The sequence below is a fragment of the Rhodobacter sp. JA431 genome, from assembly GCF_900217725.1.
Taxonomy (GTDB): Bacteria; Pseudomonadota; Alphaproteobacteria; order Rhodobacterales; family Rhodobacteraceae; genus Rhodobacter; species Rhodobacter aestuarii.
Genome location: NZ_OBMP01000004.1, coordinates 139,852 through 165,969 on the forward strand (window position 1 = coordinate 139,852; position 26,118 = coordinate 165,969).

A 26,118-nucleotide genomic window follows, 5' to 3' on the forward strand; every position below is an offset into this window, starting at 1 on the left:
CAGTCTAGGGTCGGGCGTCGCGGGGCTCAACCGGAACTGTCTCGCATCAGTGCGACAAGTGCGTCTATTAGCCCCTCTGCCGAAGGCTTAGCCGCCACCCGCAACTCGGTATGCGCCAAACCGCTGCAAGCCTGCGCTGCCGCTTCGGAAATCGCCGCCACCCGCAGCCGCGCATGGGCGCCTTCGGCGGCGGCCGCAAAAAGCCGTCCGCTGTTGGGAGAAAAGACCGGGACCAGCAGGGGTTGCGCCCGATCCAGAAGCTCTTGCAGCTCCTTGCTCGGTGACTGCGGCACCTGTGCATAGACCACGGCTTCTTGCACGTTTCGCCCAGCAGCGTTGAGTTTTTGCGCCAAGGGAAAGGCGCTTTCATTGCCACGGGCATGCAGCATCGGCCCCGGATCGGGTTCCGCCGAAATCAGCGCAAAAAGCTGCTGCGCATTGGGCGCGGTGCCCAACACCTCAAACCCATTGCGACGCAAAACTTCCGAAGTGCGCGGCCCCACGCAATAGACTGGTTTGCCCGCCCAGCCGGGGGCGTTCACCACCGGCGCAATCGCCTGTTCCGAGGTAATGATGAGTACATTTGCCGCAGGCAATTCGACCTCAGTCGGCTCGATCTCGATCAAGGGCGCGATGGTGATCGGCCAATCCGCCCCAAATCGGGCCTGAAACTGGCGCGCAAATCGCTCTGATCCGGCGCGCGGGCGCGTCAGCAAAAGCCGGGGACGAAAGGCATTTCTATCGGTCATAAGGGCCTCGGGTTGTGCGATGCCTTCCCCGGTGTTACCTGCGAAGAAAGGCCTGTGCAACAAAACCCCATGACCAAAGTGCTTACCTTTCTCGGCATCGAATCGAGTTGCGACGATACCGCCGCCGCGGTTGTGCGCCATGGCCCTGCGGGGGCCGAAGTGCTGGCCTCGGTCGTGGCGGGGCAAGTGGCGCTGCATGCGCCTTTTGGCGGTGTGGTGCCCGAAATTGCCGCCCGCGCCCATGCCGAAAAGCTCGATGGCTGCGTGGAAGAGGCGCTGGCGCAATCCGGCCTTGGGCTCAGTGATCTGGATGGGATCGCCGTCACCGCCGGACCGGGGCTGATTGGTGGGGTGATGTCGGGCGTGATGTGCGCGCGGGGCATTGCGGCTGGCTCTGGCCTGCCGCTTGTCGGCGTGAACCATTTGGCGGGCCATGCGCTGACGCCGCGCCTCACCGATGGGCTGGCGTTTCCTTATTTGATGCTGCTGGTCTCCGGCGGGCATTGCCAATTCCTGATCGCGCGCGGGCCGGAAAGCTTCCAACGCCTTGGCGGTACGATTGATGATGCCCCGGGCGAGGCTTTCGATAAAACGGCGAAGCTTTTGGGCCTGCCGCAACCCGGTGGCCCGGTGGTCGAGGCGGAGGCAAAAAACGGCAACCCGAAGGCTTTCCCCTTCCCGCGCCCGCTCTTGGATCGACCCGGCTGCGATATGTCATTCTCGGGCCTGAAAACCGCGCTGCTGCGTGCCCGCGATGCAGAGGTGGCCGCGCATGGCGGGCTTTATCGGCAAACCCGCGCCGATATGTGTGCGAGCTTCCAGCAGGCCGTAGCCGACGTGCTGGCCGAAAAGACCCGCCGCGCGTTGAAAACCTATCTTGAAGACGTCCCCCCAGAGCCTGCGCTTGCCGTGGCGGGGGGCGTCGCGGCGAACCAAACCATCCGCGCGAAGCTGGAAAGCTTATGTGCCGAGATGGCTGTGCGCTTCACTGCGCCGCCTTTGAAACTTTGCACCGATAATGCTGCGATGATCGCCTATGCTGGGATCGAACGGTTCCGCGCAGGCACGGCGACCGCCGCCGATTTGGTGCCGCGGCCCCGCTGGCCGCTTGACGCAACCGCGCCCACAATGCTCGGATCGGGCAAAAAGGGGGCAAAGGCATGAGCATTGCGGTTTTAGGCGCGGGGGCCTTTGGCACGGCGCTGGCAATCACCCTCGCACAGATTGGCGAGGTGGTGCTTTGGGCGCGCGATACCGCGCATGCCGAAGACATGCAGCAAAGCCGCTGCAACGCCCGCCGCTTGCCCGATGCGCATTTTCCGCAGCGGCTTTCGGTCACCTCTGACATTGCCTGCGTGGACGGGGTGGATATCGTGCTGCTCGCCATGCCGATGCAGCAAATGGGCGGCTTTTTGGCCAGCCATGCCGCGCGGCTCGATGGCAAAACACTGATCTCTTGTTCGAAAGGCATCGACTTGGCCACCGGCAACGGCCCGATTGAGGTGATTGAGGCCGCCTGCCCCAAAGCCACCGCCGCCGTTCTGACGGGGCCGAGTTTCGCCGCCGATATTGCGCGCGGCCTGCCCACCGCACTAACGCTTGCCACGCGCGAAGATGCCAGCGCGCTGCAAGCACAGCTTTCCACCCCAACGCTGCGCATCTATCGCACCACCGATACGATTGGCGCCGAACTGGGCGGCGCGCTGAAAAACGTGATCGCCATTGCCGCAGGCGTGGTAATTGGCGCGCAACTGGGCGACTCGGCCCGCGCGGCGCTGATGACGCGCGGCTTTGCCGAAATGGGGCGGCTCGCGCTCAAGCTTGGCGCGCGCCCCGAAACGCTGGATGGTCTTTCGGGCTTTGGCGATCTGGTGCTCACTTGCACCTCGGCGCAATCACGCAATTTCCGTTTTGGTCTCGCGCTCGGCAAAGGCGAAGATTTTGACCCCGCCACCACGGTTGAAGGCGCGGCCACCGCGCGCGCTGCTGTGCAACTGGGCCAACGCCACGGAGTGGATTTGCCCATCACCGCCATGGTCGCCGCGCTGGTGGCCAAAGACCTTTCTGTTTCCGACGCCGCTGCGGCGTTGCTCTCGCGTCCGCTCAAGGAGGAATGACATGCTTTACGCCGTAATCTGCCGCGACAAAGCCGGTGCGCTGCAAACCCGGCTCGACACCCGCGCCGCGCATCTGGCCTATATCGAGGAAACCGGGATCGTGACGATGGCCGGGCCGTTCCTCGAAGGCGGGCAAATGTGCGGTTCGCTGGTGATTTTGGACTGCGAAAGCCTTGAAGCCGCGCAAAACTGGGCAGCGGGCGACCCCTATGCCGCCGCTGGCCTGTTTGACAGCGTCACCGTGCAAGAATGGAAAAAGGTGATCGGCTGATGGCGAAATGGCTCTTTAAATCCGAGCCCAACGTCTGGTCGTGGGACATGCAGGTCGCCAAGGGAGACGTGGGCGAAGAATGGAACGGCGTGCGCAACTACCTTGCTCGCAACAACATGCGCGCAATGCAGATCGGCGATCAGGGATTCTTCTACCATTCCAACATCGGCAAAGAGATCGTCGGCATTGTCGAGGTTTGCGCGCTGAGCCACCAAGATTCCACCACCGATGACCCGCGTTGGGATTGTGTGGATATTCGCGCGGTGCGCCCGCTCAAACGCCCGGTGACCTTGGCAGAGGTCAAGGGCGATCCGCGCCTGTCAGAAATGGCGCTGGTCACCTCGATGCGGCTGTCAGTGCAGCCGGTCACGGAAGAAGAGTGGAAGATCGTCTGCGAACTTGGGGAAATCGACCCCTAAATAAATAGGAGGGTCCCGGCACCCCTACCAGGACCCTCCTCACCCCACGTGCTCCCCTACGCACCACACGTGAAACTGTCTATTGGGTTCTGGCCGTCCTGGCCGGTAAGTCGTTTCTAGGGGAAAGCATGATTCTCCGCAACCAAACAGTGCAAACAATATGACGTAATTCCAATAGCTTGGCGTCATATTTCATTAACCAATTCGCCCAGCCCTTGCCGCACAGCCCCGCCGCGCTAGGCTTGCGCGCATGAGAAATGTGCTGATCGTCGCCCACGGCTTCCCCTCTGATCCTGAACCCGCGCAAGCCGCGCTGGAGACTTTGGCAACAAAGGTCGAAGCGCTTTTGCCTGATGCAAAGGTAGGCGCGGCCACTTTGGCCTGTACGGGTGCGCTGCGCGAAGCGGTGGCCGCCCAACCCGACGCGCTGATCTATCCGTTTTTCATGGCAGAGGGCTGGTTCACCAAGGTGCAATTGCCACGCCGCTTGGCCGAACTCGACCATAGCGCAGAGATTCTACCGCCTTTCGGGCGCGAACCCGCCTTGCCCGATTTGATTGGGCAAACGCTCAAAGACGCGGGGCCAGAGGTGATCTTGGTGGCGCATGGCTCGCAGGTTTCGCGCAGCTCGCATGATATGACCGTCGAACTGGCCCGCACACTTGCCCCCCGCCTGCCAAAGCAACATTTGCGACTCGCGTTCTTGGAAGAGATGCCCCACCTGCGTGAGGTCGCCGCACATTATCGCGCCGCCACCTGCCTGCCTTTGTTCGTGCTACGCGGCGGGCATGTTGCACAAGATGTTCCGCAAGCCCTTGAAGAAGCTGGCTTTAGCGGCACGCTTCTACCCGCATTAGGCGAGTTGGAGGATGTGCCTGCACTTATAGCGGAAAGCCTGCGGGCAAAGTGACACGCCCTGCCGTCAGGCTGTCATGTAACTGTCATACAACTTTTGCATAAGCGTCACGACCCGAGCCTAGGACGGGCGCCGAGGGCAAAAACGCCCGCAACGATTTTCAGGAGAGATCCATGAACACCGCGAAATTTGGCGTTTCGGCGCTGGCCATTCTGGCGGCTTCGACCTCGGGCGCTCTGGCCCGCGACCAGATCCAATCGGCCGGTTCTTCGACCGTTCTGCCCTACGCGACCATCGTCGCCGAAGCTTTCGGCGAAAACTTCGACTTCCCGACCCCGGTCGTGGAAGGCGGCGGCTCGGGCGCTGGCCGTAAGAAGCTTTGCGAAGGCGTGGGCGAAAACACCATCGACATCGCGAACTCCTCCTCGCGCATCAAGCAATCGGACATCGACACCTGCGCCGCCAACGGCGTGGAAGAAATCATGGAAGTCCGCATCGGCTACGACGGGATCGTTTTCGCCTCGAAAATCGACGGCCCGGAATTCGCCTTCACCCCCTCCGACTGGTACAATGCTCTGGCCGCCGAAGTGATGGTGGACGGTGCGCTCGTCGCCAACCCGAACAAAACCTGGCACGACGTGAACGCCGAACTGCCGGAACAAGACATCCTCGCCTTCATCCCGGGCACCAAACACGGCACCCGCGAAGTGTTCGACATCAAAGTGCTGGAAGCTGGCTGTGAAGCCACCGGCGCGATGGAAGCCTTCGTCGCCGCCAAAGGCGAAAAAGACGGTGAGAAAGCCTGCCTCGCGCTGCGCACCGACGGCGTTTCGGTCGACATCGACGGCGACTACACCGAGACCCTCTCGCGTCTCGACGCCAACCCGAACGCGATCGGCGTATTCGGCCTGTCGTTCTACCAAAACAACACCGACAAGCTGCGCGTCGCGACCATGTCGGGCGTGGTTCCCTCGACCGAATCGATCGCCACCGGCGAATATCCGGTCTCGCGTCCGCTGTTCTTCTACGTGAAGAAAGCGCACCTCGGCGTGATCCCGGGCCTGCAAGAATACATCGACTTCTTCGTCTCCGACGAAATGGCTGGCCCGGAAGGCCCGCTGGCCGCCTATGGCCTCGTGTCGGACCCGGAACTGGCCGCGACCCAAGAAATGGTCGCTGCTGGCACCCCGATGGGCCCGCTGAACTAAGCTAAAATCCTCCCGGGTGGTGCCTCAGGGCGCCACCCTTCCCATTTTGGATCGTCCCATGACTCTCGGCCTTCTTGCGGCGCTTGTGCTTGTTCTCGCCATCGGCGGCTTCATTCTCGGACGCCAGCGCGCGCTGAGCTCGGCCAAGGGCGATCTGCGCAAGCTTCATTCTCTTCCCGGCTACTACGGCCAGACGGTGGCGCTGTTCACCGCCGTGCCCGCCTTTGTGCTGATGGCGGTTTGGCTCTTTGCCCAGCCCGCGCTGATCGAAACCCGCGTGGCGAAACTGCTGCCCGGCGAAGAACACCTCGACCTTGTTATGACCGATGTGCGCAAGATCGCCGAAGGGCTCGATCTGATCGTCGCGCAAGGTTATCTGAGCAACAAAGCCATTTCCGACATGCGTGCTGATCTGAGCGATATCCGCTCGCGCATGGGCGATGTTGGCATCGCGCTCGGCTCCAACGTGAAGCCCACCGTTTTTGAAGCCGCAAAAAGCTATCGCAGCCTCAACCACATGGGCCGCATTGGCATGACGGTGGCGGTTTTGGCGGTGGCGCTCGCCGGTTTTGCGTCGGCGTTCTTACGCATCCAACCGGAATTCCGTGCCCGCAACGTCTCGGAATCCTTTGTCAAAGTGCTGCTGATCGCCGCCTCGCTCGTCGCTATCGCGACCACGGTGGGGATCGTTCTTTCGCTCGTCTTTGAGACGGTGCATTTCTTCAAAATCTACCCGGCGGCTGATTTCTTCCTGTCGCTGACATGGAACCCGCAATTTGGTGGTGGGTCTGATCTGGGCATCTGGCCGCTGATCTGGGGCACGCTTTATGTCTCGCTGATCGCGCTCGCCGTTGCGGTGCCGGTGGGCCTCTTTGCCGCGATCTATCTGGCAGAATATGCCTCCAAAAAGCTGCGTGCCATCGCCAAGCCGCTTTTGGAGATCCTCGCCGGGATCCCGACCATCGTTTACGGTCTTTTCGCGCTGATCACCGTCGGCCCGATGCTGCGCGACTACTTCGCGCAACCGCTTGGCCTTGGCACCTCTTCCTCCTCGGTGATGACGGCGGGTCTGGTGATGGGGATCATGATTATCCCCTTCGTCTCCTCGCTGTCGGATGACATCATCAACGCGGTGCCGCAGTCCTTGCGCGATGGCTCCTACGGCCTTGGGGCAACGCAATCGGAAACCGTCAAACAGGTGATCTTGCCCGCCGCCCTGCCCGGCATTGTCGGCGCGATCCTGCTCGCCGCTTCGCGCGCCATCGGGGAAACGATGATCGTGGTGCTGGGCGCGGGCGCTGCCGCCAAACTCTCGATGAACCCGTTTGAAGCGATGACCACGGTGACGGTGAAAATCGTCTCCCAGCTCACCGGCGATACAGAATTTGCCTCGCCCGAGACGCTGGTGGCCTTTGCCCTTGGCCTGACGCTCTTTGTCTTCACGCTGATCTTGAACATCGTCGCACTGGTGATCGTGCGCAAATATCGCGAGCAATACGAATGACGCTGGCCGACATGTCTCACCACCGCCCCTCGCTTTACACGCAAGACGCCCGCACCAAGGCGCGCAATGCCGCTGAAAAGCGCTTCCGTATCTATGGCATCACCGCTGTGACCCTTGGGGTTCTGGCGCTTATTGTGCTGCTCACCTCGGTTCTGGGCTCGGGTCTTGGGTCGTTCCGTCAAACGATGATGACGCTGCCCGTTACGCTTGATGCGGCGGTGCTCGATAAAAAGGGCAACCGCAATCCCGATGAAATGGCGAAAGCCACCACCATCACCTATGGCAAAGTTCTGGCCCAAGCGCTGGAAGCCGTGGTGGCCGAAAAAGGTCTGGCGCCGGAAGGCATGAAAGCCAAGGAAATCGGCGCGCTGATCTCCAAAGAGGCCCCCGCCGCGCTGCGTGACATGGTTCTGGCGAACCCCGATCTTGTTGGCACGACGATCGAGTTTAACGTGCTCGCCAATGGCCGGATCGACGGGTTTTTCAAAGGCCGCGTAACGATGGAAAGCGCCGCGCTTGATAGCAACGTCAGCCCCGCGCAACTTGAACTTGCCCAAGCGCTGCGCGATGCCGGGATGCTGCGGCTCGCCTTCAACTGGGCCTTCATCACCAACCCCGATGCCTCGGAACTGCGGCCCGAATCGGCGGGTCTTGGCGTGGCGATCTTGGGCTCGGCCTATATGATGCTGATCGTGCTGGCCTTGGCGCTGCCGATTGGCGTGGCCGCCTCGATCTATCTGGAAGAATTCGCGCCGCAAAACCGCTTCACCGACCTGATCGAGGTGAATATCGCGAACCTTGCCGCTGTGCCTTCGATCGTCTTCGGTATTCTGGGTCTTGCAGTCTTCATCAACTACGCGGGTCTGCCGCAATCCTCGCCGCTGGTCGGGGGCCTCGTGCTCACGCTGATGACCCTGCCGACGATCATCATTGCGACCCGTGCCGCGCTCAAAGCCGTACCGCCCTCGATCAAAGATGCCGCGCTTGGCGTGGGGGCCTCGAAGATGCAAACCATCTTCCACCATGTGCTGCCGCTTGCCCTCCCCGGCATTCTGACCGGCACGATCATCGGCTTGGCCCAAGCCTTGGGCGAAACTGCGCCGCTGTTGCTCATTGGCATGGTGGCCTTTGTGAAAGAATATCCGGCTGCGCCGCCCGAAGGGTTCCTTGACCCTGCCGCCGCGCTTCCGGTGCAGGTCTATAACTTCACGCAACGCTCCGACCCCGCATTTATCGAACGCGCGTCGGGAGCTATCATCGTGCTGCTGGTCTTCCTGCTGGCGATGAACATCCTCGCGGTGCTTCTACGTCGCCGCTTCGAACGGCGCTGGTAAGGATATGACGATGAACGACATGAGATTGACGGAGAGAACCGTGAACGCCAACGATATCAAGATTGCCGCCCGCAAGGTGCAGGTGTTCTACGGCACGACCCACGCGATCAAGGATGTCGATGTGGACATTCTCGACAAAACGGTCACCGCCTTCATCGGCCCCTCGGGCTGCGGGAAATCCACCTTCCTGCGCTGCATCAACCGGATGAACGACACGATCGACATCTGCCGGGTTGAGGGCGATATCCTTCTGGATGGCGAAGACATCTACAATAAAAAGGTCGACCCGGTGCAATTGCGCGCCCGCGTTGGCATGGTGTTCCAAAAGCCGAACCCGTTCCCGAAATCGATCTATGACAACGTGGCTTACGGCCCGAAAATCCACGGCCAAGTGAAAAACAAAGCCGAGCTGGATGAAGTCGTCGAAGCCTCGCTGCGCAAAGCGGCGCTTTGGAACGAGGTCAAAGACCGGCTCGATGCGCCGGGCACCGGCCTTTCGGGCGGCCAGCAACAGCGCCTTTGCATTGCGCGCGCCGTGGCCACCTCGCCCGAAGTTCTGCTCATGGACGAGCCCTGCTCGGCACTTGACCCGATTGCGACCGCTCAGGTCGAAGAACTGATCGACGAATTGCGCGAAAACTTCTCGGTCGTCATCGTGACCCACTCGATGCAGCAAGCCGCCCGCGTTTCGCAACGCACGGCGTTCTTCCACCTCGGAAACCTTGTCGAATTCGGCGAGACCGGGCAAATCTTCACCAATCCGCGCGATCCCCGCACGGAAAGCTATATTACCGGCCGCATCGGTTAAGGACTTCACAATGAGCCAGCATATCGTTTCATCCTTCGACCGCGACCTTGAGGCCGCGCAGGCGATGGTCGTCAAGATGGGGGGCCTTGTCGAAAGTCAGGTGCTCGACGCCGCGCAAGCGCTGGAAGACCGCGACGAGGAACTGGCCGAGCAGGTCCGGCAACGCGACAAGCAGGTCGATCAGCTTGAAGAGATGATCAACACCGAAGCCGCGCGGCTGATTGCTTTGCGCGCGCCCCATGCCACCGACCTGCGCGTGGCGCTGAGCGTGATCAAAATCGCCGGCAGCCTTGAGCGCGTGGGCGATTATGCCAAGAACATGGGCAAGCGCACCAAAGTCATTGCCGAAATGCCCACGATCAACGCCTCTTCCGGGGCGATCAAGCGGATGGCAGTGGAAGTGGAAGGCATGCTCAAAGATGCCATCGACAGCTTCATCCAGCGCGATGCCAATTTGGCCGCCGATGTGCGCGCCCGCGATGTGCAGATCGACCAAATGTATAACGCGCTCTTCCGCGAGTTTCTGACCTATATGATGGAAGATCCGCGCAACATCACGCCCTGCATGCATTTGCATTTCATCGCCAAAAACATCGAGCGGATGGGCGATCTGTGCACCTCGATTGCCGAGCAAGTGACCTATCTTGTGACCGGCGAAATGCCCGATGACGCGCGGCCCAAGGCCGATAGCGTGACTGATTTCGTTCCCGGGGAGAGTTAATTTATGAGTCCGGCGCAACAGCCCTGTGTTTTGGTGGTGGAAGATGAATCGGCCCAACGGGAGGTTTTGCAATATAACCTCGAAGCCGAAGGGTTCCGGGTGGCAATGGCCGTCAATGGCGATGAGGCGCTTTTGCTCGTGCGCGAGGAAAAGCCCGACCTGATCGTTCTCGATTGGATGTTGCCCAATGTCTCGGGCATCGAAATCTGCCGTCGCGTGAAGGCGAACCCCGATACTCGTGCGATCCCGATCATCATGCTGTCGGCGCGTTCGGAAGAAAGCGACCGGGTGCGGGGGCTGGAAACCGGGGCCGATGACTACGTCGTCAAACCCTATTCGGTCGTCGAGCTGATGGCGCGGCTGCGCACGCAATTGCGCCGCACCCGCCCTGCCACGATGGGCGAACGGCTTACCTATGATGACATCATCCTAGATGCCGCCGAGCACCGCGTGTTCCGAGATGGCGCCCCGCTCAAACTCGGCCCGACCGAGTTCCGGCTGCTGTCCACGCTGATGGAAAAACCCGGACGTGTCTGGACCCGCGACCAGCTTTTGGACCGGGTCTGGGGGCGCGACATCTATGTCGACACCCGCACGATTGACGTGCATGTGGGCCGGTTGCGCAAAGCGCTTATGGTCAACGGCGGCACAGATCCGGTGCGCACCGTGCGCGGCACTGGTTACTCCTTGGGCTGACTCTCAGCCCAAGGCATAGCCATAGCGCAGATTTTGCATCAGCCCTGCGCGGTCAAGAAAGCATCCACCTCACCGCGCTTCGGGATCGCGGCTGCCGTGCCCGCGCGCGTGACCTTCACCGCCGAGGCCGCCGCCGCAAGCCGCATCGCCTGCGCGGGCTTCAACCCATCGGCCAGCCCGGCCACAAGATAGCCCGCAAAAGTATCCCCCGCCGCCGTGGTATCGACCGGCTCCACCTTGAAGGCGGGCTGGTCATGCTTGGTGCCATCAATCAAATCGTGCCAAACCGCGCCTTTGGCGCCGTGGGTCACGCAAACGGCCTTCACCGGCAGCGCCTCAAGCCGCGTGTCCAATGCCTCGCACAACTGCGCCGCTTCGACTGCGTTTAGCAGCAGAAGGTCGAGTTTATCTAACACAGCGCTCACCGCTTTTGCCTCAAAGGGCGCGGCGGAATAGGCGACAAACACCCCCTTGTGGCGTGCCAGTTCCACGGCTTCCACCTGCAAGCAGGTCTCGTTTTGCATCAAGATATAATCGCCCGGCGCCGCATCCGAGAGCGCGGCCTCCAAAGCAGTAACCGGAATCGCCCGGTTCGCGCCCGCAAAGATTACGATGGTGTTTTCACCCGCCGCATCGACATTGATGATCGCATGGCCCGAGGCGGTTTCCACCTCGGCGACATGGGTGCAATCGACCCCATCAAGGCGCAATTCCTCGCGCATCCAGCGGCCATCGGCCCCAATCGCGCCGATATGGCGCACATCGGCCCCGGCGCGGGCAGCGGCCACCGATTGGTTGGCCCCCTTGCCGCCCAAGCCCCGGTCATAAGCGCTGGCAGCCAAGGTTTCCCCCGGGCTCAGCAAATGCGACAAACGATAGAAATGATCGGCGTTGATGGAGCCGAGGTTGAAGATGGTCATGGCACCCCCTCACGGAAATTCCGGGCCAAGGGGCGCCCTGACCCGGTAGCAATCTTAGCGCGTCTGGCCCAGACGGCTGGCCGACAGCGCGGCCATATGCAGAATATCGTTGACCGTCGCCCGGTTCGAGCAGATTTGCACCGAATGCGGGATGCCGGTCAAAATTGGGCCGATCACGGTCGCGCCCGCCATTTCCTGCATCAGCTTGACCGAGATCGAAGCAGAGTGCCGCGCGGGCACCACCAGCACGTTGGCCGGCCCGGTCAGGCGGCAGAACGGATAGTGCTTCATCATCTCGGGGTTCAGGGCGACATCGACAGCCATCTCGCCATCATATTCGAAATCGACCCCACGCTCATCGAGCACCTGCGGCGCAACGTGCATTTTCATCGCGCGCTCAGACACGGGGTAGCCAAAGGTCGAGAACGAGGCAAAGGCCACCCGCGGCTCAATCCCAAGGCCCCGCGCAACCCGCGCGCCCGCCGTGGCGATATCGGCCAGATCATGCTCATCGGGCCATTCATGCACCAGCGTATCGCCGATCAGCACGACCTTGCCCTTGTGCAACAGCGCCGTGATCCCCACCGCCCCATCGGAAGGTTTGGCGTCGATCACCTTGTTGATCAGCTCAAGCACATGCGCCGATTTGCGCGTGGCCCCGGTGATCATCCCATCCCCATGGCCATGCACCAGCATCAGCGCGGCAAAGACATGGCGATCACGCGTGGCCAGCTTATGCGCGTCTTCCCGGTCCATCCCTTGGCGTTGCAGGCGGCGGTAGAGGAAGTCTTTATAGGTCTCGATATGCTTGCAATTGGCCGAGTTGACGATTTGCAATTCGCGGTAGGCATCGCCGATACCGGCCGCTTCAAGCTGCTCTTTCACATGCGCCTCGCGGCCCACAACAAGCGCCGTGCCCATGCCACCGCGCTGGTAAGCCACCGCCGCACGCAGCACGCGCGGGTCATCGCCCTCGGCAAAGATCATCCGCGCCTGCGCCTGACGGGCGCGCGCGTTGATCCCTTGCAAGATGGCCGCCGTCGGGTCCATCCGTGCTTTCAGGCTTTCGGCATAGCCGTCCATATCAATGATCGGGCGGCGCGCCACGCCGGTATCCATCCCGGCTTTCGCCACAGCCGGCGGGATCACATGGATCAAACGCGGGTCAAACGGCGTCGGGATGATGTAATCGCGGCCAAAGGTCAGCTTGCGGCCATAAGCCATCGCCACCTCATCGGGCACGTCTTCGCGCGCCAGATTGGCCAACGCCTTGGCGCAGGCGATTTTCATATCGTCATTGATCGCGCGGGCATGAATATCCAGCGCACCCCGGAACAAGTAGGGGAAGCCCAAAACGTTGTTCACCTGGTTCGGGTAGTCCGAGCGGCCCGTGGCCACAATCGCATCGGGGCGCACCGCATGGGCATCTTCGGGGGTGATCTCCGGGTCCGGGTTCGCCATGGCGAAAATCACCGGATTGTCGGCCATGGTCGAAACCATATCGGGCGTCAGCGCGCCTTTGGCCGAAACGCCCAAGAACACGTCACAGCCCTTCATCGCATCTTCAAGCGTGCGCGCCTCGGTCTTGGCGGCATGGGCCGATTTCCATTGGTTCATGCCCTCGGTGCGGCCTTGGTAGATCACGCCCTTGGTGTCGCACATGATGCAGTTGTCATGCCGCGCGCCCATCGCCTTCACAAGCTCAAGGCAAGCAATCCCCGCCGCGCCCGCGCCGTTGAGCACGATTTTACAATCTTCGATCTTCTTGCCAGACAGTTCGAGCGCGTTGATCAGACCCGCCGCACAAATCACCGCCGTGCCGTGCTGGTCATCATGGAAGACCGGAATATCCATGATCTCTTTGAGCCGCTGCTCAATGATAAAACATTCAGGCGCCTTGATATCTTCAAGGTTGATCCCGCCAAAGGTCGGCCCCATCAGGCTCACCGCCTTGATGATTTCATCCGGGTCGGTGGTATCAAGTTCAATATCTATGGCGTTCACATCGGCAAAGCGCTTGAACAGCACCGCCTTGCCTTCCATCACCGGCTTGGAGGCCAGCGCGCCCAAATTGCCCAAGCCCAAAATGGCTGTGCCGTTTGAGATCACCGCCACCATGTTGCCTTTGACCGTGTAGTCATAGGCGGTTTCGGGCCGCTCTGCGATCGCTTCCACTGGTACCGCAACCCCGGGCGAATAAGCCAAGCTCAGATCCCGTTGGGTGGTCATCGGCTTAGAGGCGACGATCTCATATTTCCCCGGGGTCGGATCGAGGTGATAGGCCAGCGCCTCTTCAGGCGTGACGCGGTTCTTGGTGGACATGGGCCAAACTCCTCCAGTGGGCGCCCTTTCCTTAAACCCCTTGGCCCAGTGCCTCAATCGGTTTGCACGGGGGTGCGGCCTTTTATAATGTGCGCCGCGCAGGGGGATTTCATGGCCAAAGACACCGTCACGCCCATGATGGCGCAATATCTGTCCATCAAGGAAGAAAACGCTGGGGCGCTTTTGTTCTACCGGATGGGCGACTTCTACGAGATGTTCTTTGACGATGCGGTGGCCGCTGCGGCCGCGCTCGACATTGCGCTGACCAAACGCGGGCTGCATTTGGGCGAAGAGATTCCGATGTGCGGCGTGCCAGTTCACGCCGCCGAGGGTTATCTGCTCACGCTCATCCGCAAGGGCTTCCGCGTCGCCATTGCTGAACAACTCGAAGACCCGGCCGAAGCCAAGAAACGCGGCGCCAAATCGGTGGTGAAACGCGGCGTGGTGCGCCTTGTCACGCCGGGCACGCTCACCGAAGAAAGCCTGCTTGAGGCGCGCCGCCACAATTTCTTGGCCGCTTGGGCCGAGTTGCGCGACGAAGGCGCGCTGGCTTGGGTCGATATTTCGACCGGCGAGTTTCGGGTGATGCCCTGCCCGCTGCCGCGCCTTGGCCCGGAACTCGCCCGCCTTGCACCGCGCGAGGTGTTGGTGAGCGAGACAAAAGAGCAAGATTGCGCCGAAATAGTCTCTGATTTGCGCGCCGCACTCACCCCCTTGGCGCGGTCGAGCTTTGACAGCCAAGGGGCGGAAAAGCGGCTTTGTGATCTTTTTGCCGTCGGTTCACTTGATGCGTTTGGTGCATTTTCGCGGGCCGAGATTTCGGCGATGGGCGCTTTGGTCGATTATCTCGACCTCACCCAACGCGGCAAGCTCCCCCTTCTGCGCCGTCCGCTGCGCGAAGAGGCTGGCAGCCTTGTGCAGATTGATGCCGCGACCCGGCGCAACCTTGAACTGACGCAGGCGCTGTCGGGCGGGCGCGAGGGCTCGCTTTTGGCCACGATTGACCGCACCGTCACAGCGGGCGGCGCGCGGCTTTTGGAGCGGCGCCTTTCCGCCCCCTCGCGTGATCTGTCTCAGATCCATGCCCGCCACGATGCGGTGCGTTTTCTGCTGGAACAGGGTCGATTTGCAGAAGATTTGCGCGCCGATCTCAAGCGCTGCCCCGATATGGACCGCGCGCTGAGCCGCCTTGCGCTTGACCGCGGTGGCCCGCGCGATATGGCCGCCATTCGCAATGGGCTGGAACAAGCGGGCCGCATTGCCGAACGGTTGGGCGAGACCGAGGCCCCCCCGATTTTGGCCGAAGCGGCGCAGCGCCTTGTTGGTCATGATGATCTGGTCGCGCTTTTGGATGCTGCGCTGGTGGCCGAACCACCGCTTTTGGCGCGCGATGGCGGCTTTATTGCCTCCGGCTATGAGCCGGAACTCGACCAGACCCGGCAATTGCGCGACGAGGGGCGCGGCGTGATTGCCCGGATGCAGGCCGAATTTATCGAAGAAACCGGGATCGCCTCGCTCAAGATCAAGCACAACAACGTGCTGGGCTATTTCATCGAGACGACGGCGACACATGCCGAAAAGATGCTGGCCCCGCCGCTTTCGGCCCGCTTCATCCACCGCCAAACGACCGCCAACCAAGTCCGCTTTACCACGGTGGAACTGAGCGAATTGGAAACCCGGATTTTGAACGCGGGCAACCACGCGCTGGAGATTGAAAAGCGGCTCTATGACAGCCTAAAAGGCGCTATTCTCGCCGCCGCCGGGCCGATTTCGGAAGCCTCTCGCGCCTTGGCCGAGGTGGACCTTGCCGCGGCCTTTGCCGACCTTGCCGCCGCCGAAGATTGGGTCGAACCCACCGTCGATGACAGCCACGCCTTTGAGATTGAGGGCGGGCGGCACCCGGTGGTGGAAGCCGCGCTGAAACGCCAAGGCGAGCCCTTTGTGGCGAATGATTGCGCGCTGACCGCAGGCACCACGCCCGCGATTTGGCTGCTCACCGGGCCAAACATGGCCGGTAAATCGACCTTCCTGCGCCAAAACGCGCTGATCGCGCTTCTGGCCCAAACCGGCAGCTTTGTGCCCGCACGCCGCGCCCATGTGGGGCTGGTGAGCCAAATCTTTAGCCGCGTCGGCGCGGCGGATGATTTGGCCCGTGGCCGCTCCACCTTCATGGTGGAGATGGTCGAAACCGCAGCGATCTTGAACCAAGCCGATGCCTGCGCGCTGGTGATTTTGGATGAGATCGGGCGCGGCACCGCCACCTATGACGGCCTGTCCATCGCTTGGGCGGTGATGGAGCATTTGCACGGCGTGAACCGTTGCCGCGCGCTCTTTGCCACCCATTACCACGAAATGACCGCGCTTTCCGCCAAACTTGAGGGCGTCGAAAACGCGACCGTCTCGGTCAAGGAATGGCACGGCGAGGTGATCTTCCTGCACGAGGTCAAGAAAGGCGCGGCAGATCGGTCTTACGGGGTGCAAGTCGCCCGGCTTGCGGGCCTGCCTGAAAGCGTGGTGAGCCGCGCCCGTGTGGTGCTGGATGCGCTTGAAAAAGGTGAGCGAGAGGGCGGCAAGAAACAGGCGGTGATTGATGATCTGCCACTTTTCTCGGTCGCTGCAGCGCCGCCTGCACCCGCGCCGCAAGCGGCCGCCAAATCGGATGTGGAAGACCGTCTGCGCGATCTTCACCCCGATGAAATGACCCCCAAACAAGCGATGGACGCGCTTTACGAATTACGCGCCCTGCTCAAATAAGAAAGCGCGGCCCGATCAGGCCGCGCCTCAAAGCGCTCAGGCCTCGGGAACCTTACGCCTTCGGCATCGAGCTGACGCCCACTTTCGCCGGGCGCAGCAGGCGGTCATGAAGCATGAAGCCCGGCTCCATCACCTGAATGATGTCGCCCGCAACGGTGTTCGGCACCGGGGCCTCAAACATCGCCTCATGCTCTTGCGGGTCGAATTTGTCGCCCACCTGCGGGGCCACCGCTTTCACGCCGTGGCGCGCGAAGACATTGAGCAACTCGCGCTGGGTCAGCTCCACGCCTTCGATCAGCGCGGGCGCGGCCGCACGGACCTCTTCGCCCGCCGCATCCAGCGCACGTTTGAGCGCATCGAACACCGGCAGCATATCGCGCGCTAATTTCGAGCCGCCATAGTTCTCGGCCTCACGACGATCACGATCGGCCCGCTTGCGGGCGTTTTCGGCATCGGCCAGCGCGCGCATGAAACGGTCTTTCAACTCGTCGCGCTCGGCGCGCAGCATCTCGAGTTCGTCGAAATCTTCTTCCAGCGCTGCGGCCAGCGCCTCGTCGAGTTGCGCCTGGTCTTCTGCCATCTCGTCTTTCTTCTCGGTCATTCGTCTCACCCTTTGCCCCGGCCCGACAGCATCCGCCCGACCAGTTGCGCCGTATAATCCACGATCGGCACGATACGCCCGTAATTGAGCCGTGTGGGGCCAATAACACCGACCGCACCGATGATCTTCCGATCCGCGTTCATATAGGGAGAGACCACCAAAGAGGAACCCGAAAGTGAAAAGAGTTTGTTCTCTGAGCCGATAAAAATGCGCACACCTTCGCCAGTTTCGGCCAGATCAAGGAATTGGGCGATGTCGCGCTTGCGCTCTAGGTCATCAAAAAGGCTCCGAACCCGGTCCAGATCGTCTTCGCCATCGAGCAGATTGGAACTGCCACGCACAATCAGCCGCTCCCACGGCTCGCCGTGATCATCCCATTGGGCGAGCCCGCTTTCGACCATATCGGCGGCCAGCGCATCCAATTCTTGGCGACGCGCGGCAATATCGGCGGCGACAACGCGGCTGAGTTCGCTCAGCGTATGCCCCTCGGCCAAAGCATTGAGGAAATTCGCGGCCTCGCGCATCGACGAGGGCGTTTGCCCCGCAGGGGGCGTGAAGACGCGGTTTTCCACCTGACCATCAGCGGTGACCAGCACCACCAAGGCCCGGTCCGGGGCGAGCGAAACAAATTCAATATGCCGGATCGGCGCTTCGGCTTTGGGGGCCAGCACAAGGCTCGCCCCATGCGTGAGCCCCGAAAGGGCAGAGCCAACGCGGTCGAGCGCCGCGCCCATATCCGCCTCGCCGCCCAAGGTGGCCTCCAAAGCGGCGCGGTCGGTGGCCTGCACTTCGCTCACTTCCATGAAGCCATCGACAAACATCCGCAGGCCCAATTGCGTCGGCACCCGGCCTGCCGAAACATGCGGGCTTCCCAGCAGACCAAGGTATTCGAGATCTTGCATCACGTTGCGGATCGTCGCGGCAGAGAGCTTTTCACTCATCATCCGGGTGAGCGTGCGCGAACCCACCGGATCACCGGTTTCCAAATAGCCCTCGACCACCCGCCGAAACACCTCGCGCGAGCGGTCATTCAGTTCGGAGAAGAGTTCGTTTTGGTTCGTCATGGCTCTTATGCGGCATTAAAACGGGGTTTCGCGTCTCGTCAATCTTGCCTTCGGGGTTGCATCACTTCGCGCGGGGCCTCAAATGGGGCCCAAACGCACGGGAAAGGATCAATCATGCGCCCCTCTGGACGTAATCTTGGTGATATTCGCTCGATTTCAATTGAAACCGCTGTGACCAAACATGCCGAGGGCTCTTGCCTGATCAAAATGGGCGACACCCATGTGCTGTGCACCGCCACGATCGAAGATCGCGCGCCCTCGTTCCTCAAGGGCACGGGCCTTGGCTGGGTGACCGCCGAATACGGGATGCTGCCGCGCGCTACCAATTCGCGCAACCGTCGCGAGGCGGCGGCGGGCAAGCAATCGGGCCGCACGCAAGAAATTCAACGTCTGATTGGCCGGAGCTTGCGCGCGGGCGTGGACCGCTCGGCTTTGGGCGAGCGGCAGATTGTGGTCGATTGTGACGTGCTGCAAGCCGATGGCGGCACCCGCTGCGCCTCGATCACGGGCGGTTGGGTCGCGCTGCGTCTCGCCGTGAACAAGCTGCTGAAATCCGGCCTGATCGTCTCGGACCCGATTCTGGACCATGTCGCCGCGATTTCTTGCGGCATTTACGCTGGCCAGCCGGTGGCGGATCTTGATTACGCCGAAGACAGCGAAGCGGGTGTGGATGGCAACTTCATCATGACCGGCGCAGGCCGCTTGGTTGAGGTGCAAATGTCCGCTGAAGGCGCCACCTTCTCGCGCGAACAAATGAACCAACTCCTTGATCTGGCAGAAGCCGGCGTGGCGCAGCTTGTGGCGGCGCAAAAGGCTGCGGTGGCATGAGACGGTTCACCGAAAAGCGGCTTTTGGTCGCCACCCATAACAAGGGCAAGCTCGCCGAGATGCGCGATCTGATGGCCCCCTATGGGGTGGAGGTCGTGGGCGCGGCGGAAATGAACCTGCCCGAACCGGAAGAGACCGAAACCACCTTTGTCGGCAATGCGCGGATCAAAGCCCATGCCGCCGCCAAAGCGACCGGGCTGCCCGCGCTTTCCGATGATAGCGGGATCGAGGTCGATGCTTTGGATGGTGCGCCGGGGGTTTATACCGCCGATTGGGCCGAAACCCCGAATGGCCGCGATTTCGGGATGGCAATGGAGCGCACTTGGGCAGAATGCGAAAAGCTGGGCGCTCCCTTCCCGCGCACGGCCCGCTTCCGCTCCACCCTCGTGCTGGCCTGGCCTGACGGGCATGACGAAGTGTTTGAGGGCAAGGCCGAAGGTCAGCTAGTTTGGCCGATGCGCGGCGCCCAAGGCCACGGCTATGACCCGATGTTCCAGCCTGAAGGCTATGAGGTCACCTTTGCCGAGATGGACCCGGCGAAGAAAAACGAAATCTCGCATCGCGCCGATGCGTTCCGCAAGTTCGTCAAGGTCATGGAGGCCGAATGATGCGCCGTAACATTTCGGGCGGCTCGCCCTATGAACCCAAACTTGGCTATTCGCGCGCCGTGGTGCAGGGCGATTGGTGCTTTGTTGCGGGCACCACGGGCGTCGACCCGGAAACCAAAACCTTCCCCGATGCGGCGCTGGATCAGGCGCGCAATGCGCTCGCCACGATCAAGGCCGTTCTTGAGGAAGCGGGTTTTGGCTTGAGCGATGTGGTGCGGGCCAATTACATCATCACCGATGCGGCCTTCATGGAAGAGATCATCCCGGCACTGTCCGAGACCTTTGGCGAGATTCGTCCCGCCGCCACGATGATTGTGGCTGGCCTCGTGAACCCCGCGATGAAGGTCGAGATCGAAGTGACGGCCTATAAGGGATGAGCGATTGGCGGCAGGGGGGCTTTGGCCTTTACGTCCACTGGCCCTTTTGCGCCGCCAAATGCCCCTATTGTGACTTCAACAGCCATGTCGCCAGCACGATTGACCACGCGCGCTGGCGCCACGCCTATTTGGCCGAAATCGACCGGATCGGGGCGGAAACCCAAGGAAGGGTGCTCAACACCGTCTTCTTTGGCGGCGGCACGCCCTCGCTGATGGACCCAGAGACCGTGGCTAAGGTGATTGAGCGCATCCGCGCCACTTGGCCCACAGCGAATGATCTGGAAATCACGCTTGAGGCCAACCCCACAAGTGTCGAATCTGGCCGGTTTAGAGCCTTTTCAGAAGCCGGTGTGACCCGGCTTTCGATGGGCATGCAGGCGATGGAGGACGAAAGCCTGAAGCGCCTTGGCCGGATGCACAATGCTGCCGAGGGGCGCGCGGCGTTTGACATTGCGCGCGCGCATTTTGACCGCGTGAGCTTTGATCTCATCTATGCCCGCCAAGGTCAAAGCCTTGAGGCTTGGGCGCGGGAGTTGAACGAAGCGCTTTCGATGGCGGTGGATCACTTCTCGCTTTACCAACTCACCATCGAAGACGGCACCGCCTTTGGCCGCTTGTTCGCTGCCGGCAAGCTGCGCGAATTGCCCGAAGATGAGCTGGCCGCAGACATGTACTTACGCACGCAGGAAATCTGCGAGGCGGCAGGGCTTCCGGCCTATGAGGTCTCGAACCACGCCCGCCCCGGCGCGGAATGCCGCCACAACCTCGTTTACTGGCGCTATGGCGATTATGCGGGCATCGGCCCCGGCGCGCATGGGCGGCTCAGCTTCAACGGCACCCGCTACGCGACCGAGGCCCCCAAAGCCCCCGGCGAGTGGCTGGCCCGCGTCGAACGCGAGGGGAACGGCGAGACCCCGCGCGAAGCGTTGAGCCGTGATGAAGAGGCGACCGAGTTTTTGCTGTTTGGACTGCGGTTGACCGAAGGGATCGACCCCGCCCGTTATGAACAGCTTTCGGGGCGAAGCCTGCCAGAACAGGCTCTAAATAACCTCGAAAGCTGGGGCATGATCGCGCGCGACGCGCACCGCATCCGCGCCACCGGGGAAGGTCGCGCGGTGCTCAATGCCGTGATCCGGGAGTTGATGCCTTAAGCCGTCGGCAGATCGTCAAGCATCGCGCGCCACGTTTCGGCGGCGTCTTCGTCGCCCGCGCCCATCTGCACAATCAACCGCCCCTCGGCGTCAAACGCCTCAACGGTTTCGCGGTCGCGCCAAACAGCAGCCATGTGATCCATGCGCAGATGCAATTCGAGCCCCGGATCAAGCACATTGATCCACGGCCCGGCGGGCAACACGCGATGGATCGAGCCGCGATGGGTTTCCATGCATCCGTTGCTTTCCACCGTAAAGCGCACCGATAGGCCAAGCTCTCCGGCGCGATACATCAGCTTTTCAACCGCACCGCCCGCAAGCTGCACACCATGCGGCTCTGCGGCACGTGCGGCCGCTTTGGGCGCAAGGTTCAGCGCATCACTCTGATCGGGCAGCGCCAGATCGGCGACCAGCTTCGCCCAAGCCTCAGCATCGGAAGCCTCGCGCAAATGCACCTTATGCACCGCCTCGCCGCTGGCGTCATAAATCTGGATCGAGCGTTTCGGCCCTTTGTTCGTGGGCTCATCCCAAGCAAAGGCATGAATCCAACGCGCCGGGTCCAGCTGCAATTCAATGGTGCCATTCACCACCTGCGCACCTTCGGGCGTATAGGCGAAATTGTCATATTGGCCGACCTTTTCTAGCACGCAGCTGTCGTTGCGGGTCAGGGCCATCACCTCGCCCAGCGCCGTCACACGCGGCAACACGACCGACGGGTCGGCGATGATCCGCGTGGCATGGCTGCCCAAAAACGCCGCACAAAGCTCAGCCTCGGTGATGCCAAGGCCTTCGGCAAAATCACGGGCAAAGACGCGCGGTTTCTTGGCGCGCGCGGTGCGAATCTGGTCAGCGGTCAGTGCAGGCATTGGGTCTTCCGTTCATGCAAAACGCCCGGTCAAACCGGGCGCCCTTGTTTAGCATGCCTGAACCTAGGGTAAACCGCGCACCCCGCCGCAGGGGGCGTATGCCTCGTTTAGAGCAGAATCGAGAAGCTGGAGCCGCTGCCTTGCAACAATTGCAGTGCCACGCTTTGCGACGACATGGTGCTGCCGGCAGAAATTTGCGAGCGCACAAGATAATTGCGCACCAGCTTATCCATCGTTTCAGTCTCGTTGAAGGTCGAGAAATCCGACGTGCCAAAGACGTATTCAGCCTTGTCTTTATACATGCTCAGCTGCTGGTCGACGTCCAAAGAGCCAACACTTGTGGGCAGGCCCAGCGCAGTGCGCATTACCTCGCTCAAAGAGGTGGAGCCGATCACCGTATACCATTTCGCATCATTACTGCTGGTCTTCGCGGCAAGTTCGGGCAACTCGCGCTGCGCGGCCATTGCCAAACGCAGGCTATTGTCGGAATCGCCCACCGCGACTTCGAACTGACGAGTCTCGTATTTGGTCAGGATTTCGTCGGCAAAGCTGCTGAGGCTGGTGCGGGGCACCTCGTAATCGCCAAAGCCAAAGGCTTCCGACATCTTGAGATAAGTCTTGTCTGCCATTTTATTGGCGAGAGAAGAGGAATCAAGCGTTCCTTCTTCCAGCACTTTGCGGATGAAATACTTGTTGTCGATATCGTTCGACAGCCCGAAGGCGCCGAGCGCCACCTTCAGAAGGCGGCGATCAGCGACAAGGTCTTCAGCCGTGGTGATACTGCCAATCTTCTCCCGAAAATACTCTTCGTCCCGCTGAACTTCGGCAGAATTGACGAAAGCCGCCTTCTGCACATCCATCGTTCTGTTGAGCATTTTCCAGCCAGCGTAGCCGCTGGCGGGGATGATTGGCGTGTAACTCATGCGCTTTTGGCGGCGAGCAGCCGCTCCTCCCGTGGCAAAAGGGCACGCAAGCATTTAAGCGCTTGATAGTGCTGGTCTTCCAACACCGCAGCCGTCGCCTGATTGAGATAGGCGCGGCTGTCCGGGTCGGTCAGCACTTGGCTCAATTGCTCGATCCCGCGCAGAAGCTGCATCCGCGCTTCGGTCGGTTCGGCATCACCCGAAAGCACCAGCTGCGCAATGTAGCACACGCGGCGCACCGGGGTGTTGACCTCCTCGGGATGGATCGCATCGCGCAGCCGCAGGATATGCGCATTGGGCGTCATGATCGCGAGCCGCGAGCGACGGTCGCCGTTTTCAATGACCGCGCCATTGATCAGCACCCGTTCTTTGGGCGCCAGTTTGAGCACAAGACCGGTCATTCGGCACCGCCTTCGCGGCGCAGGCCCCGCATGATGGCGGTGTTGATATCAATCAGCACATCCACCGCACCGTCACCCTTGAGCACTTTGGCGCTGTGCTGTTGTGTGAATTCGTTGAGATAGAAGATCCGCGCCCGCAGCATTTCCGGCAGCTCGTTGTTAGGCTGCGCCACATCGACAGCCAAGGTCGTCCAAAGCTTGCGGTTGTCGTAGAGCGCCGAAACCAGCGCGGGGAAATTCGACTTCGCCATACCAGCCGTAACTTTGAGGCGATGCGTCACGCGCGCGAAGATTTCGTATTCGGTGCCGCGCAGGGTGCGGGTGGGCTGACCGGGGTTTGAATAGGCCGTTTTGGCCAAAATTGTAGCGTTCACGGGAATACCTTCCAGTGGCGATTGGGGTCAGACCGCGGCTTTGCCGCGGTGGGGGATTGGGGGCGCCTAAGCGGCGCCCCCGAAGGTCATTAGCGGAACAGCGACAGGATCGATTGCGGCTGTTGGTTGGCAATCGACAGCGCTTGGATGCCAAGCTGCTGCTGCGTTTGCAGCGCTTGCAAACGAGCCGAAGCTTCTTCCATGTCGGCATCGACCAGCGAGCCGATACCGGATTTCAGCGCGTCGCTCAGATCGCTCACGAAGGACGATTGGCTTTCGAGACGCGATTCAACAGCACCGAAAGCCGCCGCAGCGTCGATCGCCGAGTTGATCATCGTTTCGATATCCGCGAGCGCGGTGCCGCCGGTCACGCTAAAGCTGTTGAGAGCCGCAAGTTTGCCCGCGCCAGCCCCAGTGATCTCAACCGTCGCACTAAGGTTGGCACCCGTGCCGTTGTTGATGGTCAACTCACCCGCTTGGGTTTGGTCATACGACGCCGTCAGACCAGTGATACCAGCGTTGTTGATCTGATCGCGCAGGTTGTTCACCGCGATATCGTTCGGCGAGTTACCTGCGGCCGCATCAGCAGCGGTCACAGTGTAGCTGAAGGTCTGGTCACCCAAGGTCACCGAAATAACATCATTGGCGACGGCGCCGCCAAGGGTGAAATCAACGGTGCTACCCGTCGCAACAGCACCACCCGCCGATTGGTTGTCGGTCGAACGCGTCAGCCCGGTTGCGGCGGTCATGGTCGCGGTCGCAGTACCGCTCGAAGTGCTCATGTTTTGCGCTGACACAGCGATCGGGTTGGCCGACACGGTCGAGCCCGAACGGTCGAGAGAGCCAAGAATGCTCGTCCCGGTCGCACTGTTGATCAGGTTGACACCGTTGAACTGAGCACCGCTCACTTTCGCGTCGATCATCGAGATGATCTCGGCAACTTCGGCGTCCAGCTTACCAGTGTCTGCCGAAGCCTCTTGCGCGGCAACGACTTTTTCTTTGATCGACTTGAGGTCGTCAGTGATCGATTCCACGGCAGTACGCGCCACCGAGACCATCGATTGACCCGAGGCAAGGCTGGTTTGAACGGTTTCGAAGCCGCTCACATCCGATTCCATCACTTTCGAGATAGCCCAGATCGCCGAGTTGTCTTTGGCCGAACCGACGGTTTTACCGGTCGAGATTTCGGACTGGGTTTTCGCCAGGTTCGAGTTGATGCCTTTGAGGGTCTGAAGCGCGACCATCGCGCTGGAGTTCGTGAGAATGCTGGACATGGTTGGTCCCTTTAGTTTGGCGCTTTGCGCCGGGTTTCACATGCCGTCCATTAAACGGCGCCAATGGCTTTCTGACCCATGCGGCGGCTTCTGAGCCGGACCGCGCCACCCCTCGGGATGCAGGGGAACACTGGCACGTGAAGGGCTAACGAAATGCTAAGGCCGCCCTTTCGGACGGCCCTGAATGCATCAGAATTTAGAAGAATGGTTTACGCACGCCGTTCGATCGTGCCTTTGGCTGCGCCGATTGAGCGGCCTTTTCCGTTCTGATCGTAGCTCTTATAGCTGCGCGCCGCTTCGCGGATTTCGGCAAGCCGTTTGCGCACGGCTTGCACGCCTTTTAGCGCCGCATCCAGAAGCCGCTGATTTTCAAGCGCCATCGCCTGCGCTTGGGCCAGAAGCGGCGCGGGCGTGCCTTCCAGATCGGCCAGCACCGCTTCTTTGCGCGCGACCAAATCCGGCAGCACGCCGAATTCGGCATTTTTGATCACGTCTTTCTCAAGGCGAAGGATGTCGATCAGCTGTGCGATCCTGTCCTCGGTCTCATTAGGCATTCTGCGCTCCTTTCTGCAGCGACTGAAAGATCGATTCGGCCAGTCCGATGCCGCCTTTTTCGACCATGATTCGGGCATATTCGTCGGTCAGGAAGGAAGAGAACTGCTCTTCCCCCACGCCGCCGTTGAAGCTTTCTTGCGATTTGCCCACGCCCGAAAGCTTGAGCATCTCGGCCAGAAAGCTGGCTTCGAGTTCTTTTGCCTTCGCGCGCATCTGCTCTTCGCTCGCCGCCGCCTTGGTGGGCGGTTTGGGAAGGTCGCTTGCGGCGACAGGGGCCGTGATGGTGGCCGTGGCGGGGCGCATCTGCATGGGAATCGCTCCAATTGCATCGATTTCCCCTAGTCTGCGCAGAACGAGGTAAAGAAGCGGTAACCTCCTGCTGCCATGGTGGCCAAAGTCACAGGCAGAAGTCGTGAG

General features: G+C 61.3%; 28 protein-coding genes. 16 read left to right on the top strand and 12 right to left on the bottom strand.

Annotated features, from left to right (window positions below; all coding sequences use genetic code 11):
- Positions 1-26: 26 nt before the first annotated feature.
- Positions 27-749: a uroporphyrinogen-III synthase gene (locus tag CRO18_RS09875; RefSeq protein WP_170952624.1), complete on the bottom strand. Its 723-nt coding sequence runs from the start codon at positions 747-749 to the stop codon at positions 27-29.
- Between the two features lie 69 nt (positions 750-818).
- Here CRO18_RS09875 and tsaD point away from each other — a divergent pair, with 69 nt between their 5' ends.
- From tsaD to phoB, 11 genes are all read left to right on the top strand, one after another.
- Entirely contained in the window at positions 819-1,913 is a 1,095-nt protein-coding gene (gene tsaD / locus CRO18_RS09880; RefSeq protein ID WP_097082006.1) for a tRNA (adenosine(37)-N6)-threonylcarbamoyltransferase complex transferase subunit TsaD, read from the top strand.
- Positions 1,910-2,866 carry an NAD(P)H-dependent glycerol-3-phosphate dehydrogenase gene (locus CRO18_RS09885; RefSeq protein WP_076484408.1) on the top strand — a complete coding sequence of 319 codons (957 nt, stop codon included), beginning with the start codon at positions 1,910-1,912 and terminating at the stop codon, positions 2,864-2,866. Before tsaD ends, CRO18_RS09885 begins: the two co-directional genes overlap by 4 nt.
- A gap of 1 nt (position 2,867) precedes the next feature.
- On the top strand, positions 2,868-3,137 hold the full coding sequence (locus tag CRO18_RS09890; RefSeq protein ID WP_097082007.1) for a YciI family protein: 270 nt from the start codon (positions 2,868-2,870) through the stop codon (positions 3,135-3,137).
- A complete protein-coding gene (locus CRO18_RS09895; protein ID WP_076484406.1) occupies positions 3,137-3,556 on the top strand; it encodes an EVE domain-containing protein in 420 nt (139 codons plus the stop codon). Before CRO18_RS09890 ends, CRO18_RS09895 begins: the two co-directional genes overlap by 1 nt.
- A gap of 250 nt (positions 3,557-3,806) precedes the next feature.
- Positions 3,807-4,466, top strand: a complete 660-nt coding sequence (locus tag CRO18_RS09900) for a sirohydrochlorin chelatase (RefSeq protein WP_097082008.1) — start codon at positions 3,807-3,809, stop codon at positions 4,464-4,466.
- Positions 4,467-4,585: 119 nt separating this feature from the next.
- Positions 4,586-5,620, top strand: coding sequence for a substrate-binding domain-containing protein (locus CRO18_RS09905; protein WP_076484404.1), 1,035 nt, complete (start codon positions 4,586-4,588; stop codon positions 5,618-5,620).
- 58 nt (positions 5,621-5,678) lie between these two features.
- Entirely contained in the window at positions 5,679-7,124 is a 1,446-nt protein-coding gene (pstC, locus tag CRO18_RS09910) for a phosphate ABC transporter permease subunit PstC (RefSeq protein ID WP_097082009.1), read from the top strand.
- Positions 7,121-8,458 carry a phosphate ABC transporter permease PstA gene (gene pstA / locus CRO18_RS09915; protein WP_097082010.1) on the top strand — a complete coding sequence of 446 codons (1,338 nt, stop codon included), beginning with the start codon at positions 7,121-7,123 and terminating at the stop codon, positions 8,456-8,458. The genes pstC and pstA overlap by 4 nt, the downstream gene beginning before the upstream one ends.
- 10 nt (positions 8,459-8,468) lie before the next feature.
- Complete coding sequence (gene pstB / locus CRO18_RS09920) at positions 8,469-9,266, top strand: phosphate ABC transporter ATP-binding protein PstB (protein ID WP_076484401.1); 798 nt, start codon at positions 8,469-8,471, stop codon at positions 9,264-9,266.
- Between the two features lie 10 nt (positions 9,267-9,276).
- On the top strand, positions 9,277-9,987 hold the full coding sequence (phoU, locus tag CRO18_RS09925; RefSeq protein WP_097082011.1) for a phosphate signaling complex protein PhoU: 711 nt from the start codon (positions 9,277-9,279) through the stop codon (positions 9,985-9,987).
- A gap of 3 nt (positions 9,988-9,990) precedes the next feature.
- Positions 9,991-10,683: a phosphate regulon transcriptional regulator PhoB gene (gene phoB, locus CRO18_RS09930; RefSeq protein WP_076484399.1), complete on the top strand. Its 693-nt coding sequence runs from the start codon at positions 9,991-9,993 to the stop codon at positions 10,681-10,683.
- Between the two features lie 38 nt (positions 10,684-10,721).
- On the opposite strand, the gene CRO18_RS09935 is transcribed toward phoB, so the two are convergent.
- Positions 10,722-11,603: a ribokinase gene (locus CRO18_RS09935; protein ID WP_076484398.1), complete on the bottom strand. Its 882-nt coding sequence runs from the start codon at positions 11,601-11,603 to the stop codon at positions 10,722-10,724.
- Positions 11,604-11,657: 54 nt separating this feature from the next.
- The gene (locus CRO18_RS09940; protein ID WP_076484397.1) at positions 11,658-13,925 is read right to left on the bottom strand and encodes an NADP-dependent malic enzyme; all 2,268 of its coding nucleotides are present in this window, start codon (positions 13,923-13,925) and stop codon (positions 11,658-11,660) included.
- A 111-nt stretch (positions 13,926-14,036) separates the two neighbouring features.
- On the opposite strand from CRO18_RS09940, the gene mutS reads away from it, so the two are divergent.
- Complete coding sequence (gene mutS / locus CRO18_RS09945; RefSeq protein WP_097082012.1) at positions 14,037-16,679, top strand: DNA mismatch repair protein MutS; 2,643 nt, start codon at positions 14,037-14,039, stop codon at positions 16,677-16,679.
- A 52-nt stretch (positions 16,680-16,731) separates the two neighbouring features.
- Here the strand turns inward: mutS and CRO18_RS09950 are convergent, their stop codons facing one another.
- Together CRO18_RS09950 and hrcA are read right to left on the bottom strand one after the other, a co-directional pair.
- Entirely contained in the window at positions 16,732-17,280 is a 549-nt protein-coding gene (locus CRO18_RS09950) for a nucleotide exchange factor GrpE (protein ID WP_076484395.1), read from the bottom strand.
- A gap of 5 nt (positions 17,281-17,285) precedes the next feature.
- A complete protein-coding gene (hrcA, locus tag CRO18_RS09955; protein ID WP_076484394.1) occupies positions 17,286-18,344 on the bottom strand; it encodes a heat-inducible transcriptional repressor HrcA in 1,059 nt (352 codons plus the stop codon).
- Positions 18,345-18,458: 114 nt separating this feature from the next.
- Here hrcA and rph point away from each other — a divergent pair, with 114 nt between their 5' ends.
- From rph to hemW, 4 genes are read left to right on the top strand one after another with little or no spacing between them, the layout of a single operon-like run.
- Complete coding sequence (gene rph, locus CRO18_RS09960; protein WP_076484393.1) at positions 18,459-19,172, top strand: ribonuclease PH; 714 nt, start codon at positions 18,459-18,461, stop codon at positions 19,170-19,172.
- The gene (gene rdgB, locus CRO18_RS09965; RefSeq protein WP_076484392.1) at positions 19,169-19,780 is read left to right on the top strand and encodes an RdgB/HAM1 family non-canonical purine NTP pyrophosphatase; all 612 of its coding nucleotides are present in this window, start codon (positions 19,169-19,171) and stop codon (positions 19,778-19,780) included. The genes rph and rdgB overlap by 4 nt, the downstream gene beginning before the upstream one ends.
- Positions 19,777-20,157, top strand: coding sequence for a RidA family protein (locus CRO18_RS09970; protein WP_076484391.1), 381 nt, complete (start codon positions 19,777-19,779; stop codon positions 20,155-20,157). The genes rdgB and CRO18_RS09970 overlap by 4 nt, the downstream gene beginning before the upstream one ends.
- The gene (hemW, locus tag CRO18_RS09975; protein ID WP_097082013.1) at positions 20,154-21,308 is read left to right on the top strand and encodes a radical SAM family heme chaperone HemW; all 1,155 of its coding nucleotides are present in this window, start codon (positions 20,154-20,156) and stop codon (positions 21,306-21,308) included. The genes CRO18_RS09970 and hemW overlap by 4 nt, the downstream gene beginning before the upstream one ends.
- Here the strand turns inward: hemW and CRO18_RS09980 are convergent.
- The 7 genes from CRO18_RS09980 to CRO18_RS10010 all read right to left on the bottom strand — a co-directional run bounded on the left by CRO18_RS09980 (position 21,305) and on the right by CRO18_RS10010 (position 26,010).
- Positions 21,305-22,174: a ChuX/HutX family heme-like substrate-binding protein gene (locus CRO18_RS09980; protein ID WP_076484389.1), complete on the bottom strand. Its 870-nt coding sequence runs from the start codon at positions 22,172-22,174 to the stop codon at positions 21,305-21,307. The two genes, hemW and CRO18_RS09980, sit on opposite strands and share 4 nt — an antisense overlap.
- 107 nt (positions 22,175-22,281) lie before the next feature.
- Positions 22,282-23,097 carry a DUF1217 domain-containing protein gene (locus tag CRO18_RS09985; RefSeq protein WP_097082014.1) on the bottom strand — a complete coding sequence of 272 codons (816 nt, stop codon included), beginning with the start codon at positions 23,095-23,097 and terminating at the stop codon, positions 22,282-22,284.
- Entirely contained in the window at positions 23,094-23,498 is a 405-nt protein-coding gene (gene flbT / locus CRO18_RS09990; protein WP_076484387.1) for a flagellar biosynthesis repressor FlbT, read from the bottom strand. The genes CRO18_RS09985 and flbT overlap by 4 nt, the downstream gene beginning before the upstream one ends.
- Complete coding sequence (gene flaF / locus CRO18_RS09995) at positions 23,495-23,872, bottom strand: flagellar biosynthesis regulator FlaF (protein ID WP_097082015.1); 378 nt, start codon at positions 23,870-23,872, stop codon at positions 23,495-23,497. Before flaF ends, flbT begins: the two co-directional genes overlap by 4 nt.
- An 89-nt stretch (positions 23,873-23,961) precedes the next feature.
- The gene (locus CRO18_RS10000; RefSeq protein WP_097082016.1) at positions 23,962-25,146 is read right to left on the bottom strand and encodes a flagellin; all 1,185 of its coding nucleotides are present in this window, start codon (positions 25,144-25,146) and stop codon (positions 23,962-23,964) included.
- A 209-nt stretch (positions 25,147-25,355) separates the two neighbouring features.
- Complete coding sequence (locus CRO18_RS10005) at positions 25,356-25,700, bottom strand: hypothetical protein (protein ID WP_076484384.1); 345 nt, start codon at positions 25,698-25,700, stop codon at positions 25,356-25,358.
- Positions 25,693-26,010 carry a rod-binding protein gene (locus tag CRO18_RS10010; protein ID WP_373455188.1) on the bottom strand — a complete coding sequence of 106 codons (318 nt, stop codon included), beginning with the start codon at positions 26,008-26,010 and terminating at the stop codon, positions 25,693-25,695. Before CRO18_RS10010 ends, CRO18_RS10005 begins: the two co-directional genes overlap by 8 nt.
- Positions 26,011-26,118 lie beyond the last annotated feature (108 nt).